The following is a 15,054-nucleotide window of genomic DNA, read 5'->3' as shown; positions in this document are numbered from 1 at the left end:
ACTGTGGGCCGGGACAGTGGGAAGATCACCGATCAGGAGTTTTCATGTTCGCTCGAGTCAAGGACGTCGCACTGCTGCTCGGCCGCATCGGCGTGGCTGTGGTGTTCTTCGCCCACGGCCTGCAGAAGTGGAACAGCGGGGTGGGCGCCACCGCGGACTTCTTCGGCCAGGTCGGCGTGCCGCTGCCCACGATCGCGGCGGTCTTCGTGATCATCCTCGAGGTGCTCGGCTCGATCGCGTTCGTCGCCGGCTTCCTGCTGCCGCTGCTCGCGGTCGGCTACGTCGTCGACATGGCGGGCGCGCTGCTCTCCGTCCACGCGCCCAACGGCCTCACCGGAACGGGCGGCTACGAGCTCGTCCTGGTGCTCGGCCTGGCCGCCCTCGCCCTCGGCTTCAACGGCGGGCGGCTTTCCCTGGACCACGTCCTGTTCTGGCGCAAGCGCGAGGCCCGCGCCACCCCGATGGCCGAGCTGGAAACCGTGTAACCACAGCGTCAGCGGGCTTCGGCCAGCACCGTCCGGATCACGTGCCGGGCGGTGTTCGCCATCGCCGGATTCGTCTCCCGGTAGTACGGCAGGGCGACCAGCGCCTGGGAAAGCGTGCGGGCCCGGCGTCGGGCCCAGGTCGCGTCGTCCACGCCGAGCGCCTCGCGGAAGACCTCCCGCGCACCGGCCGGCAGCAGGTTCCACGCGGGGAACAGATCGCAGGCCGGATCACCCGTCCCCGTGCAGCCGAAGTCGATCACCGAAGTCAGCCGGCCGTTCTCGAGCAGCAGGTTTCCCGGCATGAGATCGGCGTGCAGCCACACCGGCTCTCCGGTCCAGCCCGGCGCGCGCAGCGCGTGCTCCCACACGGCGAGCGCGGCGTCGCAGTCGACGCCCTCCTGAGGCAGGCCACGGAGTTCGCCGATCGCGGCCCGCGTCCACGGATCGAGCTCGATGAGCGGTCCGCCGCGGTGGGCCCGCGGCGCTCGCGGCACGGTGATGCTCCGCATGGCCGCCACGAACGCGGCCAGGTCCTCGGCCAGCGCCAGCGGCTCGGCGAGCGCTTCCGCTTCGGGGTGTTCACCGGTGCGCCAGCCGTAGACCGACCACGGCCACGGATACCCCTCGGCGGGCTCGCCGGCCCGGCCACCTCCGGAATGGCGGTCGGCAGGCGCGGGGCGAGGCGAGGCAGCCACTCCTGCTCCAGTGCGACGTCCTTCGCCCCGCTTTCGAGCAGCGGCAGTCGCACGGCCAAGTTCTCGCCGAGCCGGTACACGGCGTTGACCGTGCCGCCCGAGGGATGGCGCCGCACGGGCAGCGCCGCCCACCTCGGGAACTGCTCGGCGACCAGCCGCCGGACGAGGTCGTCGTCGAGGGGGTGCGGTTGTGCGGGGGTCATGGCACGTCATCCGACCCGGGGAAACCGTTGGCCGTCAACCGGGTTTCCGCCGCGGCCGGTCAACCGAGGTCGGTGGTGGTGCGTTCGGCGTCGCGTTTGCGGTCGAGCTTCGCTTGGTCCGCGTGGGTGACCTGGACGAGGTGGGCGCTCGCGGCCAGGGGCACGAGGAAGCCGTCCAGGACGCCGTCGGGGATGGTCCAGTCCAGCGTCGACAGGGTGCGGTCGGTGGCGCTCAGACCCAGCTTTTCGGCGCGCGCGCGGGCTTCCGCGAGCACCTCGTCCACTGTGGACGAGCCGAGCGCGGGAGTGTCCCCGGGGATGGGGGACATCGGTGTGAACTGGTCGCCCGACATCCGCGCCTCGGTGAGGTAGTCGAGGGCGCCGCCCGCCGGGGGAGCGGACAGGCCCCGGCCCATCGGGTCGAGGGAGACCACGGCGACGGCCGGGGCGTCGACGGAAGCGTCCGGCCCGATGAACACCACACGCGCGCCGTTGGGTTCGGGAACCACGCGGGCGCCGCACCACCAGGCGCCGAGCAGGATGCCGGCGGTCTGCCAGTGGGCGGGCAGCTGCACGGCGACGTCGTCGCCCGGTTCGACGTCGAACTCGTCGACGAGCCAGTTGGCGGTCTTCGCGGCCCAGTTCAGCGTGGTCGCCACCGACAGCTCGACGCGGCTGCCGAGCTGGTCGTCGTAGTGCGTGATCAGCGGTTTCGCGGGCGACGCCAGCAGCGGGCGCAGCAGCTGTTCCGTAAGGCTCATGAACCCCAGGCTAGCCGGGGCCTCAGTCGACGCAGGGCACGCCGGGGATGCCCGACTGCAGCTGCGCTGCGGGCGCGCCGGCCGCAGCCCCACCGCCGCCGGTGGGCGCACGTCCGACCAGGCCGGCGACGAACTTGCGCACCGCCGCCGGGTCGATCTCGACGATGCTCTGCCCGTCGGCGCTGCGGCCGTTGGCCGTGATCACCGGCACGGTCGTGAAGTTCAGATCGCCGGACGCCACGCCTTTCACCTGCTGCGCGAAGTCGAGCACGTCGAGGCCGTCGTCGAGCGTGATCGAGCGGTGCACGGCGTCCATGAGGCTGCTCATCGTCGACGGGCTGGTCAGCGTGCCCGCCGACAGCACCTGGTGCAGCGCCGAGGACAGGAACGCCTGCTGCCGCACGATCCGGTCGAGGTCGCCGTGGGGCAGGTTCTTGCGCTGGCGTACGAACGAAAGCGCCTCGCCGCCCGACACCGTCTGCACGCCGCGGCGGAAGTCCGCACCCGAGTCCTTGTCCGACGTCGAGTGGTTCAGGCACACCTTCACGCCCCCGAGCGCCTCGGTGAGCAGGTAGAAGCCCAGCAGGTTGATCTCGGCGTAGTGGTCCACCCGGATCTTCGTGAGGTCCTGCACGGTCTGGACCAGTACGCGCCGGCCCTCGCTGTCGGAGTCGCGCTCGATCTTCGCCTGGTCGCGCTCGCCCTTGGCGCGCTCGGCGTCGGCGAACTTGGCCTTCGCCACGCCGTACGCCGAGTTGATCTTCGCCTGGCCGCGGCCAGGGATGTCGACCCAGCTGTCCCGCGGGATCGAGACACCCGACGGCTTGCTGCCGTCCTTCGGGAAGCGCAGCAGGATGATCGTGTCGGTGTTGATCCCCGCCTTCTCCTCGGTGCGCAGCGACTTCAGCATGCTCAGCGGCAGCGGGTTGCCCTGCGCGTCAGTGCGTGCGTCGCTGCCGACGAGCAGGATGTCGGTGGCGCCGTCGTCGGCGGGCGGGGCCGGAGGTTCACCCGCGCGGGGGGTGAGGACGTCGGTGGTGGGGACGTTGCTCTGCAGTTGGTCCTTCGTCACGTATGCGTAACCGGTGGCGCCCAGCGCCAGCACCGATACGAGCCCGAGCGCGATCCGGCGGGTGATCCGGCCGGCGCGGCCCGGACGGACACGCGGGGTCCGCACCGTCGGCTGCGGCAGGTCCAACCGGGGGTAGGGCGACGGCTTCCAATCGGAAGGCTGTACCGATTCGTCACTGTCCGTGTCCGAATCCGGCGTCTCGGCAGCCTCAGCCGACTCGACGGCTTCGCCCGACGACGGCTCAGTCGGCTCCGCGCCCTCGGCCCGGTCCGGCTTGTCCTCGTTCTCGTCCACCCCACGTACCTCCCCATAGCCCAGCCTAGAGGCCGCCCCCGGCCGCCACGCTGAGTGCCCGACTCTAGTTGACGCAGGGCACTCCGCCGGCCGTAATCGGCGGAGCTGGTGGTGCGGCCGGCGCGCTGGGTTTGGTCGGGGTGCTCGTCACGGTCGGGGTCGACCCCGACCCGGCACCCGCTCCTCGGCGGTCCTTGCCCAGCAGCACGCGCACGTGCCCGGCGGTGACGTCGGAGTCCGGCTCGGCCTCGAGGTCACCGCCGAGGGCCTGGCGGACCAGCGCGAGCGCGGCGTCGTCGGCCGGGTTGTAGCGGATCACCGTGCTCGCCCGGGTGGACAGCTTCGTGTCGCCCGCGAGCTTGAAACCCTTGCCCTGCAACAGGGTGTGGGTCTGCGTGGCGACGTCGGCACCGCTGCCGTCGAACAGCTCGACCGTCACGGCGCCGGCGCCGGGCAGCGTGGCGGGCGTCGAGGTGGGGGTGTCGGGCGTGCCGTCGGAGGTGAGCCGGTCGACTTCCGCCTGCACCTGGGCCGGGTCGACGCGCAGCACGTCGGCGCCGCCGATCACCGCGTTGCCCTGCGTGGGGATGGTGTGGAACTCGACGTTGCCGCCGGTCAGGCCGCGCATCTGCTCCGCGAACTCGGTGAGGTCCCAGCCCTCGGAAAGCACCACGGACTTCTTCACCGCGGCCACGAGCTGCGCGATCTTGGCCGGGTTGGTGAGCACGTCGCCGGAGAGGACCTTGTTGGCCAGTCCCGAGAGGAACGCCTGCTGGCGCCCGATGCGGTCGAGGTCGCCGTTGGGCAGGCCGTAGCGCTGGCGCACGAACGCGAGCGCCTGCACACCCGAGATGCTCTGGCGGCCCGCCGGCAGGTCCACGCCGGACTTCTTCTCCTTCACCGGCGCCTTCAGGCATACGTCCACGCCGTCGATGGCCTTCGTGATCTCGTAGAAGCTCGCGAGGTTCACCTCGGCGTAGCGGTCGATCATGCCCGGCTTGCCGATGAACTTCTCCAGCGTGGCCACGAGGTTCTTGCGACCGGCCACCTTGGACTTCTCGTCGACGTCCTTGAGGTCGGCGTCGCCCTTGTTCTGCAGCGTCTTGAACGTGTCGTTGTAGGCGTACACATAAGCGCTGTTGAGCTTGTGCTTGCCGAAGCCGCCGGTGATCTCCACCCACGAGTCGCGCGGGAACGAGATGGCGACCGCGTGCTCCCCGTTCTGGGGAATGTGCACCAGGATCATCGTGTCGGTCTGCTTTTCACCGTCCGCGATGCCGGCGTGGAGCATGTCGAGCACCTCGCGCGGCAGCGGGTTGCCCTGCGCGTCGGTGCGGCTGTCCTGGCCCACGAGGAGGATGTCGATGGCGCCGTCGAGCGGTTTGGCGTGCGCCTCGGGCTGGTCGAAGATCTGCGTGGTCGTGAACCCGGTCTGCGGGTCGCCGATGAACTGCCAGCCGTACCAGGTCAGCGCCAGGACCACGATCGAGAACATCGAGAGCACGACCTTGCCACCGCGGCGCAGCACCACGAGCACGCCGCGGCCGTGCGTTGCCGGTACCCGCTGCGACGGCAGCGGCGACCCAGGCCACTCGGTCACGCGTTCCTCCCCCACCCATGCCCTCGGGGGCACCGGAGTGCCTCCAGGAGACTCTACCGAGTCTCGTGTGAGTCATCCGTAGTCTGGTGGTCGGATTGCCCGGTCGGGCACGAGAAGCGGGCACGAAGGGTGGAGAAGGATGCGAGTCCTGGTCACGGGCGGTGCAGGGTTCATCGGATCGCACTACGTCCGGCAGGTGGTTTCGGGTGCCTACCCGACGCTGCGTGACGCCGAGGTCGTGGTGCTGGACAAGCTCACCTACGCCGGCAACGAGGCGAACCTCGACCCGGTCGCCGGCAGCCCCCGCCTGCGGTTCGTCCGCGGCGACATCTGCGACGCCCCCCTGGTCTCGGACCTGATGCGCGGCGTCGACCTGGTGGTGCACTTCGCGGCGGAGTCGCATGTGGACCGTTCGATCCTGGGCTCGGCCGACTTCGTGCTCACCAACGTGCTGGGTACCCAGACCCTGCTGCAGGCCGCGCTGGAGGCGGGCGTCGGCAAGTTCGTGCACGTGTCCACCGACGAGGTCTACGGGTCCATCGCGGACGGTTCGTGGTCGGAAGACCACGTGCTGGAGCCGAATTCGCCGTACTCGGCCTCGAAGGCGTCGTCGGACCTGATCGCGCGCTCCTTCTTCCGCACGCACGGGCTGCCCGTGTGCGTCACGCGGTGCTCGAACAACTACGGCCCGTACCAGTTCCCTGAAAAGGTCATCCCGCTCTTCGTCACCAACCTCCTCGACGGGCTGAAAGTGCCCCTCTACGGCGACGGCCTGAACGTGCGCGACTGGCTCCACGTCGACGACCACTGCCACGGCATCCAGCTCGTCGCCGACGGCGGACGGGCCGGCGAGATCTACAACATCGGCGGTGGCACGGAGCTCACCAACCGCGAGCTCACCGGCCGGCTGCTCGACGCGGTGGGCGTCGGCTGGGAGCGGGTGGAGCCCGTGGAAGACCGCAAGGGCCACGACCGGCGCTACAGCGTCGACATCAGCAAGATCAGCTCCGAGCTCGGTTACGCTCCGCGGGTGTCCTTCGAGGACGGTCTGGCGGGTACGGTGCGCTGGTACGCCGACAACCGCGCGTGGTGGGAGCCGCTGAAGGGCCGCGCCGCGCTCGGCACGTCCTGACGTTCTCGAAGTTTCCTGTGTGGAGGTAAGACGGTGCGGCTCGCTCTGCTCGTCCCCGGCGGTTCCGGCCAGCTCGGCCGCGACCTGGCAGCGCTCGCGGGTTCCGAGGTGGAGGTGGTCGCGCCGGCTTCGGCGGAGCTGGATCTCCGCTCGGCCGGTGAGGTCGTCAGGGCGCTCGACGCCCTGGTTTCCCGCGCCGCCGCCTCGGGTGCGGCCCCGGTGGTCGTGAACGCGGCGGCCTACACGGCGGTCGACGCGGCCGAGCAGGACGAGGTTCGTGCGTTCGGCGTGAACGCCGACGGGCCGCGGGTGCTCGCCGCGGTGTGCTCGTCGCGGCGGGTGCCGCTGGTGCACGTGTCGACGGACTACGTGTTCCCGGGCGACGCTTCGCGGCCGTACGAGGTCACGGACGAGCTGGGCCCGAAGAGCGCGTACGGGCGGACCAAGGCGGCCGGCGAGGACGCGGTGCTCGGATCCGGCGCGTCGGCCTGGGTGGTGCGCACGAGCTGGGTCTACGGCAAGAACGGGGCCAATTTCGTCAAGACCATCCAGCGGCTGGAGGGCGAGAAGGAGCAGCTGACCGTGGTGGACGACCAGGTCGGGTCGCCGACGTGGTCCGCGGACCTGGCCGGTGGGCTGGTGGAGCTGGCCGGGCGGATCGCGGCCGGCGAGGGTCCGTCGTCGCGGGTGCTGCACTGCACCGGCGAGGGCGAGGTGACGTGGTGCGGGTTCGCAAAGGCGATCTTCGAGGAGATCGGCGCTGATCCCGAGCGGGTGCGGCCGTGCACGACCGAAGAGTTTCCGCGGCCGGCGCCGCGGCCCGCGTATTCGGTGCTGTCCAATGCATCCTGGCGCGAGGCGGGGCTGACGCCGTTGCGGCCGTGGCGCGAGGCGCTGGCGGAGTACTTCCGGAGCTGACTCGCGAGGGCGCGCGCCGGTTCCGTCGGCGGGCGCCCTCACGAGCGGATCAGCGGTCGGCGGCCCGGCGGTAGGCCTCGACGGTCAGCGTCGCGCAATTGCGCCAGGTGAAGCCGGCGGCGTGCGTGCGGCGGGCCGTGGACGTGGCCGTCGCGTGCGGATCGAGCACGGCTTGCCGCAACGCCGTCGCCAACCCGTCGACGTCGTCGTAGGGCACGAGCGTCGCACACGGACCGGCCACTTCCCGCAGCGCCGGAATGTCCGTGCAGACCACGGGAACGTCGGACGCCATGGCCTCCAGCACCGGCAGCCCGAAGCCCTCGTCACGTGAGGGCAGCACCAACGCGGCCGCCCCGGCGACGACGGTCCTGAGGTCCACATCGGACAGATAGCCCGTCTGCCCGGACCGCGGCAGCCGCGGGAACGGACCCGGCCCGGCGAAGACCAGCGGCGGCAGATCAGGCGCCGACGCGTGTGTGCGGGCCAGCCAGTCGAGGCCCTTGCGCGGCCCGGCGGCACCGGCGAACAGCAGGTACTTCTCGGGCAGGCGAAGCTTCGCGCGCTGGCCGTCGTCCGGCGGGCGCGCGGTGAACCACGCCGGGTTCACGCCGAGCGGGGTGACGACGATCTTGTCGCGCGAGACGTCCAGGCGCTCGGCCACCGAGTCGGCGACGGCCGAGGTGGGTGTGCAGATCACGTCGGCGCGGCGGGCGCCGCGGCGCACCAGCTCCGGCAGCGTCCGGTCGGACGGCGCGAGCTCACCGGGTTCGTCGAGGAAAGCCAGGTCGTGGATGGTCAGCACGCCGGCGGCGCGCAGGCGGCCGGGGAGGACGAAGTTGGTGCCGTGGACGACGTCGGTGGGGCCGGCGAACAACTCGACCGGCGGGAGCTCGGAACGCAGCCACGCGCGGCGCAACAGCCGCGCGGGCACCGGCATGCCACGGGCCCGCGCGCCGTGGGGCAGGACGCCGCGCAGCTTTCGCCAGCCGCGCAACGTGAACGCCACCGCGCGAGGGTCCACTTCGGACATCGACGCCAGTTCCTCGCTCAACGCCGCCGTGTAGCGGCCGATGCCCGTGCGGGAGCCGAGCAGCGGGGTGCCGTCGAGCAGCACGCGCAGCGGTCGGTCAGCCACGGCGCAACCGTTGCCGGGCGACCTTCACGACGCGGCCGCCGACGCGGCGGGCCAGCTCGCTCGGGCCGCCCTGCGCGAGGTACTCGCGGACGAGGTCGACGTCGCGGCGGACCAGCGCCGTGCCGCGGACCGGGGCGGTGGTCGTGAGGTCCGCGGTGCCCGGCAGCCGGTCGGCGGCGGGCCGCGGGTTGCGGCAGAACTCCACCAGGGGCTTCAGCGCTTCCGGCCACGCGTAGCGGCGCGCGACCTCGGCGATCCGCTCGACGCAGCCGGCCGCGAACTCCTCGTCGTACAGCGATTTCTCCAGCGCGGCCGCCAGCGCCTCCGCGTCCTCGGCCGGCACGACGACCCCGAGCCGCTCGGTGCGGACGAGGTCGGCGAACGCGTCGCCGTCGGTGGTGACGATCGGCAGGCCCGCCCACAGGTAGTCGAGCACGCGCGTGCGGAAGGCGAACGTGGTCTCGACGTGCTCGTAGTGCGTGGTCACGCCGCAGTTGGCGTCGAGCAGCCAGTTCTGGCGCTCGCCGTACGGGACCCACTGCTCGTTGAAGAACACGTGCTTGTCGGTGAGGCCCAAAGAGTCGGCCAGGCGGATGGTGCGGGCGCCGATGTCCATTTCGGCGACCTCGGGGTTCGGGTGCTTCATGCCCAGGAACACGAGCCGTGCGTCGTCCCGGTTCTGGCGGAGCAGATCCATCGCGCGGATGAGCGTGAGCGGGTCGAACCAGCTGTACACGCCGCCGGCCCACAGCACCACGCGGTCGGACTCGCCGAGGCCCAGCGACGCGCGCAGGCCGGGGCCGGTGCGCACGGGTTCCTGCGGCGAAAGGCCGAAGGGCACCACGGCCAGCAGTGACTGCGTGGTCGGGTCGGCGTCGTAGAGCCGCGGCGACAGCCGGCCCAGCGCGGCGAGGTGGCCCAGCCAGAAGTGGCGCTGCCGCTCTGACGCGCAGAGGAAGAAGTCGGCGCGCTCCAGCTGTGCGTCGAGGACCTTCGTGACGCCCGCGAGGTCGAGCGCGCGCTGGTCGTCGGCCACGCCCTTGCCCTGCTCCAGGAGCTCGAGGTGCATGGGGTCGTAGACGTCGGCGACCACGATCTTGTTCGCGTGCTGCTTCTTCAGCGTCGGCGCGAGCTCCAGGACGTGGCCCTGCAGGATGATCACGTCGGCCCACTCGACGGGCGCGTCCAGGTCGCGGAACTTACCCGAGCTGATCTTGAAGGCCGCGGGAGGCGGCGACAGCAGCGGGTTGGTGGTCATCAGGTGCACTTCGTGCTCGGCGGCGAGCGTGGCGGCGATGTTCCACGCGCGGATCGCCGGGCCGGCCATGCGCTCGGTGATCGAGTCGCCCGTGAGCACGAGGATCTTGCGGCGCCGGCCGAACACGGCCTCGATGCCGAAGGCTGCCACGAGGATGTCGTGGGCGCGCAGGTAGTCGGGCAGGGGATACGCGGGCTCCAAAGCCTTGCGCAGCAAGGGAAGCAGGTCGGCGTCGGTGCGGACGCGAGCGGCCTGCTCCTCGGCGCGGGACTCGGCGAGCGACGGCATCATCTCCACGAACCGGTCGATGGCCAGCACACCCGCGACCGTCGTCCGGGGCACCGCGAGATCGCCCGTCTCGACCGGGCCGACGCCCTTTTCGAGGTTGAGCTGCTCGGGATCCAGCCCGCCGCGGGCGGTGGCGCGCCGGACCGCCAGTGCGAGTGCCGCGGGCAGGGCCTTGGCCAGCGACTCGTCGGACAGGTTCTTGTAGAGCGCGGCGAGCGCGTTGCGTTCCAGCAGGAAGGTCTCGCGGCCGGTCTCGGGCGCGTCGACGGCCGACATCGTGCCGTGGTGGCGGTGATACGCCAGGGATTCCGGCACGTAGCGCACGCGCCAGCCGCGCAGGTTCAGCCGCCAGCCCAGGTCGACGTCCTCGTAGAACATGAAGAATCGTTCGTCGAAGCCGCCGAGCTCGGCGAACACCGAAGCGCGCACGAACATCGCCGAGCCGGTGCCGAACAGGACGTCCTTGGCGACGTCGTGCTCCGCCTCGGGCACGTCGGCCAGCGGGCTGCCCGCGTGACGCTTGTAGCCCATGCCGAACCAGGTCAGGCCCGCGTCGACGAAGTCGGTGCCGGTGCCGTCCCAGTCGACGACCTTGCTGGCCACCGCCGCGACGGTCGGCTGCGCCCGCAGCTCCGCGACGGCCGCGGAGACCCACGCGGGCGCTGGGCGCGCGTCATTGTTGAGGAAGGCGAGGACGGTGCCTCCCGCGTGCTTCGCGCCGAGGTTGCAGCCCCCGGCGAAGCCGCTGTTCACGGGCGACTCGATCAGCGTCACGTCCGGCACGGCGGCGCGGATGCGCTCGGCGTCGTCGCCCCCGGAGGCGTTCTCGACGCAGATCAGCTCGACGTGCTTGTAGTCCAGCTCGGCCGACAGCGCGCGAAGGCAGGTGATCGTGTCTTCGGCGCCGCGGTAGTTCACCACGATCACCGAGACGAGCGGTTGCGGTTCCCCCAGCGGCAAAACGAGCTCCTGTCCGTGATGTCGGGCCCGCCCAGCTTAAAGGCCCGCCCAGGCGTCCCAGATCGCCCCTCGGCCGAGGGTGGTGATCGCGCCTGTGCGTCTGCGGGCGCGCAGGGTGGCAGGGAGCCTGATCGCGACTTCGGCCAGCACACGAGCGCGAAGGCCGACGTGGAAGTTGGCGGCGTCGGACTTGTTGCGGCGGAGGGGGAGCAGGGCGGTGATCAGGGCGAAGCGGACGATTTCGCGCACGGCGATCACGGCCGGGGCGCAGCGCAGGAGCATGAGGAGACGGTTGCGTTCGTTCCAGCGGTGGAACAGGGGCGAGCCGGGTTTCGTGCTCGCGCCGTGGAGGTGGCGGACGCGGGCCTTCGGGGCCGTGACAACGTGCCACCCGGCCAGGCGCAGGCGCCACGCGGTGTCGGTGTCTTCGTAGTAGCAGAAGAAGCTCGCTGGGACGCCGCCGACGGCGCGCACGGCGTCGGCCCGCAGGAGCGCGGCGCCGCCGCAGAAGCCGAACACCTCGTCGACGGATTCGGTGAGGTCGGCGCCGTGGCCGTCGGCGGTGAGGCGGACGCCGGTCGACTGCGTGGTGCCGTCGGCGAGCTCCAGATGGCTCGTGACGGCGGCGGCGAGCGGCTGTTCGTCGAGGGTGTCTTCGAGCTCGGCGAGCCAGGTGGGTTCGGGCGCGGCGTCGTCGTTGAGCCAGGCGATGGTCGGCGTTGTCGTGCGCTCGAGGGCCACGGCCATCGCGCCCGCGTAGCCCGTGTTGCGCCTGAGCCGGACGACCTGCGGGTTCGACGGGTGGGCCGTCAGGAGGGCGGCCGTGCCGTCGTCGGAGGCGTTGTCGATCACGAGCGTCCGATGTGGACGCGTCTGGGCGGCGAGGGCGTCAAGGCAGGCTTCGACGTGAGCCGCGCCACGCCAGGTGACCACGACGACGGTGCTGCCGGTTTCCGCGCTGGTCACCTGGGTGAGAATAGCGGCGTGCCCGAACTGGTAGTGCTCGCCGAGCAGCTGCTCGCCCCCGTCCCGGGTGGTACGGGCCGATACACCGCCGAACTGCTGCCCGCGCTGGCGCGCACCGCGCCGCCGGGCTGGACGGTGTCGAGCGTGGTCGCGCGCCACAGAGACGACGCGGCGGTTTCCTCCATTGAGTTCGAAGGCGTCGAGGGGCCGCGCGTGCTCCCGGTGCCGCCGCGCGCCCTGGTCGGCCTGTGGCAGCTCGGCGTGCCCTGGTGGCCGGGCGGCGACGCGGTCCACGCGCCGACGCCCTTCGCGCCGCCCCGCCCGCCCGCGGGCCGGACGCTCACCGTGACGGTCCACGACACCGTGCCGTGGACGCACCCCGAGACCCTGACCGCCCGCGGCGTGAGCTGGCACCGGTCGATGATCGCGCGGGCGGCGCGCCGGGCGTCGACCTTGATCGTGCCCACGCGAGCGGTGGCCGACGAGCTGGCCGTGCTGGTGGACGTGACCGTGCCGGTGCGCGTCGTGCCCCACGGCGTGACAGTGCCTCAGGGTTCGGTGGCGCTCGATCTGCCGTCGAAGTACGTCCTGGCCATCGGCACGATCGAGCCGCGCAAGGGCATCGACGTGCTGGTGGACGCCGTCGCCGCGGTGGGCGATGTCGCCCTGGTGTTCGCCGGGCAGCCCGGCTGGGGCGGCATCGACCCGGTGCAGGTCGCGGCTTCGCGCGGCCTGACGGACGTGCACGTCCTGGGCAAGGTCACGGACGCGGAACTGGCCACGGCCCTGCGTGGCGCGAGCGTCCTGGCCGTGCCCAGTTTGGCGGAGGGCTTCGGGCTGCCGGTTTTGGAGGCGATGGCCTCCGGAGTGCCTGTGGTGCACACGGACGTGCCGGCGCTGGTGGAGGTCGCCGGTGGTGCGGGGGTGGTCGTGCCGCGGGGTGATGCGGTGGCGTTGGCTGCCGGGCTGCGTGAGGTGCTCGGGTCGCCTTCGCGGGCGGCGGAACTGGCGCGGCTGGGCCGCGACCGCGCGCGCGAGTTCACGTGGCGCGCCGCGGCGGAAGCCGTGTGGGCGGCGCATCGGAAGCGAACCTGATTTGCGTGCCGGCGCTGGCAATGGGCCGTCGCTCTGCGTGAGTACCGCTCGTGAGCTGCCGCCCGACGCGAGGGCAGGTTTGCCGATAGCCCGTCTGCGTGTGGGCGCCGGCCTGAGCGCGATCTCGTGACCGGACCGCCTGGGCTCGGGCGACGAACCTGAGCTGCCTGCGAGATCGCGCCGGCTTCTGGACTGAGCGTTTTCGCTCGGCCCCGGGCCGAGCGAAAACGGGAGGGAAGCCGGCTTGCGGCGATCTCGCCGCCTCGGCGGAGCCGAGGCAGATGACGCAGTTCGTCGGTTCCTCACCTGCGCGCTGGGTGATCGCCGTACTCTGCTCACGTGACCGGTGATCCCCGTGTGTTGATCGACGCGACCGCGGTGCCCGCGGATCGGGGTGGCGTCGGCCGGTACGTGGACTCGCTCGTCGCGGCGTTGGACCAGGACGGTGCGCGGCTGACGGTCGTGTGCCAGCCCCGTGACCTGTCGCTGTACGACCGGCTCGCCCCCGGCGCGCGCGTGGTGCCCGCGTCGCCCGCGACGTCCACCCGCACGGCCCGTCTGACCTGGGAACAGACGACATTGCCGCGGCTCGTGCGACGGCTGGCGGCCGACGTCGTCCACTCGCCGCACTACACGATGCCCCTCGCGAGCGGCGCGGCTTCGGTCGTGACGCTGCACGACGCGACGTTCTTCACCGACCCCGTGCTGCACTCGTCGGTGAAGGCGCGGTTCTTCCGCGCGTGGACCGTGGCCGCGCTGCGCCGTGCGACGCTGTGCGTCGTCCCGAGCCAGGCGACGGCGCTGGAGCTGGGCCGCGTGACTCCCGTTCGGCACGCGGAACTGGAAATCATCCACCACGGCGTGGACACGGAACGTTTTCACCCGCCGTCCCCCGAGGAGATCGCCGCGGCTCGCGCGGCCGTCGGCATCAGGCGGACGCCGTACATCGCGTTCCTCGGGGCGCTCGAGCCGCGCAAAAACGTGCCGGCCTTGATCCGGGGCTACGCCCGCGCGATGTCGGGCGAGCGCGACGCCCCCGCTCTGGTGCTCGCCGGCCAGCCGGGCTGGGACACGCAAGTCGAACGCGCCCTCGACGCCGTGCCTCACCGCCTGCGCGTGATCCGCGCCGGGTACCTGCCCTTCGGGACTCTCGCGGGCTTCCTGGGCGGCGCCGAACTGGTCGCCTACCCGTCCCTGGGCGAGGGCTTCGGCCTGCCCGTGCTCGAAGCCATGGCCTGCGGCGCCGCCGTCCTCACCACCCGCCGCTTGTCGCTACCGGAAGTCGGCGGCGACGCCGTCGCCTACTGCGGCGTCGGCGCGGGCGACGTGGCCGCCGCGATCACCGAGCTCCTCGCCGACCCGTCCCGCCGCGCCTTCCTGTCGGCGGCCGCCCAGCAGCGCGCCAAGGACTTCTCCTGGGCGACGACGGCGGAGCGTCATCGGGAGGCGTACGCGAAGGCTTGGGACCGGCATCGCCGAATGCACTGACCGGCTGCCATGTTCTGCCATGTTCTGCTACCATGATCGCGCGAGGTCCTCGTAGGACTGAGTATGAGAGCCTGTGATGCGTCCGGACGGTCGTCTCACAGGCTTTTCGCCTGTTCAGAGCTTGATGTGCGCATCTATGAGCCCTGCGACGCGTTGCGCCCAGCCGCCGCCGGCGCCGAAGCACCAGGCGACCGCGTCGGAGATCCACAGGATCGGTTCCAGCGTCGAGTCGAGGTGCTCGTACGTCAGCTCGGTTTTCGACGGTCGTGAGCCCAGCGTTTGCCAAAGTGTCCGGTGGTCGTGCGCATCTCGCTCGTTGCGCGTGTCCAGCACCAGCCGGTGTGCGCCGACCGCCAGCAGGTCCTCGGCCATCTGACGCAGGCATTGCTGCCGCACTGCCTCTTCGGTCTTGGGTGAGCACGATCCCGTGTACATGCGAACAGAGACCGACATCTTGGCCATCTGATCGATGAGTTGTCTTCGACGAGGCTCCTTCTCCTTCTTGAAATGCAGCTCCCGCGCGCCACGGAGGAGCAGCTCCGTCAACGCGCGCCGTGTCGGACGCAGATGGGCGGGCTCGACAAGCGTGACGCACAGCAGGAACTGCCGGTTGCGGGCCGATTCATCGACGAAAGCGTGCGCGGACATCCGCACATTCTCGCCCGACGGAAATCACCCTCGGTGACGGGGTCGATGCATGGCCG

12 protein-coding genes and 1 pseudogene are annotated in these 15,054 nt (G+C 71.5%); 5 read left to right on the top strand and 8 right to left on the bottom strand.

Going from position 1 to position 15,054, the window contains the following annotated elements; all coding sequences use genetic code 11:
• Positions 1-44: 44 nt before the first annotated feature.
• The gene (locus tag AB0M56_RS41975) at positions 45-485 is read left to right on the top strand and encodes a DoxX family protein (RefSeq protein ID WP_364186684.1); all 441 of its coding nucleotides are present in this window, start codon (positions 45-47) and stop codon (positions 483-485) included.
• An 8-nt stretch (positions 486-493) separates the two neighbouring features.
• Here the strand turns inward: AB0M56_RS41975 and AB0M56_RS41970 are convergent.
• The 4 genes and pseudogenes from AB0M56_RS41970 to AB0M56_RS41955 all read right to left on the bottom strand — a co-directional run bounded on the left by AB0M56_RS41970 (position 494) and on the right by AB0M56_RS41955 (position 5,110).
• Positions 494-1,383: pseudogene (locus AB0M56_RS41970) on the bottom strand (aminoglycoside phosphotransferase family protein).
• A gap of 59 nt (positions 1,384-1,442) precedes the next feature.
• Positions 1,443-2,144 carry a TIGR03089 family protein gene (locus AB0M56_RS41965; protein WP_364186681.1) on the bottom strand — a complete coding sequence of 234 codons (702 nt, stop codon included), beginning with the start codon at positions 2,142-2,144 and terminating at the stop codon, positions 1,443-1,445.
• 22 nt (positions 2,145-2,166) lie between these two features.
• Positions 2,167-3,321: an LCP family protein gene (locus AB0M56_RS41960; RefSeq protein ID WP_364186803.1), complete on the bottom strand. Its 1,155-nt coding sequence runs from the start codon at positions 3,319-3,321 to the stop codon at positions 2,167-2,169.
• 253 nt (positions 3,322-3,574) lie between these two features.
• On the bottom strand, positions 3,575-5,110 hold the full coding sequence (locus AB0M56_RS41955; protein ID WP_364186678.1) for an LCP family protein: 1,536 nt from the start codon (positions 5,108-5,110) through the stop codon (positions 3,575-3,577).
• A 139-nt stretch (positions 5,111-5,249) separates the two neighbouring features.
• Here AB0M56_RS41955 and rfbB point away from each other — a divergent pair, with 139 nt between their 5' ends.
• Complete coding sequence (gene rfbB / locus AB0M56_RS41950; protein ID WP_364186675.1) at positions 5,250-6,242, top strand: dTDP-glucose 4,6-dehydratase; 993 nt, start codon at positions 5,250-5,252, stop codon at positions 6,240-6,242.
• A gap of 33 nt (positions 6,243-6,275) precedes the next feature.
• Positions 6,276-7,160 carry a dTDP-4-dehydrorhamnose reductase gene (rfbD, locus tag AB0M56_RS41945; RefSeq protein ID WP_364186673.1) on the top strand — a complete coding sequence of 295 codons (885 nt, stop codon included), beginning with the start codon at positions 6,276-6,278 and terminating at the stop codon, positions 7,158-7,160.
• A gap of 49 nt (positions 7,161-7,209) precedes the next feature.
• On the opposite strand, the gene AB0M56_RS41940 is transcribed toward rfbD, so the two are convergent.
• The 3 genes from AB0M56_RS41940 to AB0M56_RS41930 are packed head-to-tail and all read right to left on the bottom strand — an operon-like array spanning position 7,210 to position 11,767.
• Positions 7,210-8,295, bottom strand: coding sequence for a glycosyltransferase family 1 protein (locus tag AB0M56_RS41940; RefSeq protein ID WP_364186670.1), 1,086 nt, complete (start codon positions 8,293-8,295; stop codon positions 7,210-7,212).
• Positions 8,288-10,801, bottom strand: a complete 2,514-nt coding sequence (locus AB0M56_RS41935) for a glycosyltransferase (protein WP_364186667.1) — start codon at positions 10,799-10,801, stop codon at positions 8,288-8,290. Before AB0M56_RS41935 ends, AB0M56_RS41940 begins: the two co-directional genes overlap by 8 nt.
• 36 nt (positions 10,802-10,837) lie before the next feature.
• The gene (locus AB0M56_RS41930; protein ID WP_364186664.1) at positions 10,838-11,767 is read right to left on the bottom strand and encodes a glycosyltransferase family 2 protein; all 930 of its coding nucleotides are present in this window, start codon (positions 11,765-11,767) and stop codon (positions 10,838-10,840) included.
• Positions 11,768-11,785: 18 nt separating this feature from the next.
• Here AB0M56_RS41930 and AB0M56_RS41925 point away from each other — a divergent pair, with 18 nt between their 5' ends.
• Positions 11,786-12,862, top strand: coding sequence for a glycosyltransferase family 1 protein (locus tag AB0M56_RS41925; protein ID WP_364186662.1), 1,077 nt, complete (start codon positions 11,786-11,788; stop codon positions 12,860-12,862).
• Between the two features lie 357 nt (positions 12,863-13,219).
• Positions 13,220-14,350 carry a glycosyltransferase family 1 protein gene (locus AB0M56_RS41920; RefSeq protein WP_364186800.1) on the top strand — a complete coding sequence of 377 codons (1,131 nt, stop codon included), beginning with the start codon at positions 13,220-13,222 and terminating at the stop codon, positions 14,348-14,350.
• A 114-nt stretch (positions 14,351-14,464) separates the two neighbouring features.
• Here the strand turns inward: AB0M56_RS41920 and AB0M56_RS41915 are convergent, their stop codons facing one another.
• Positions 14,465-14,998, bottom strand: coding sequence for a hypothetical protein (locus AB0M56_RS41915; RefSeq protein WP_364186659.1), 534 nt, complete (start codon positions 14,996-14,998; stop codon positions 14,465-14,467).
• Between the last annotated feature and the right edge of the window lie 56 nt (positions 14,999-15,054).

Source organism: Amycolatopsis sp. NPDC051372 (assembly GCF_040682095.1).
Classification (GTDB): Bacteria; Actinomycetota; Actinomycetes; order Mycobacteriales; family Pseudonocardiaceae; genus Amycolatopsis.
Note: the sequence above shows the minus strand (reverse complement) of the source record. Positions and strands in the feature narration are given on the sequence as shown.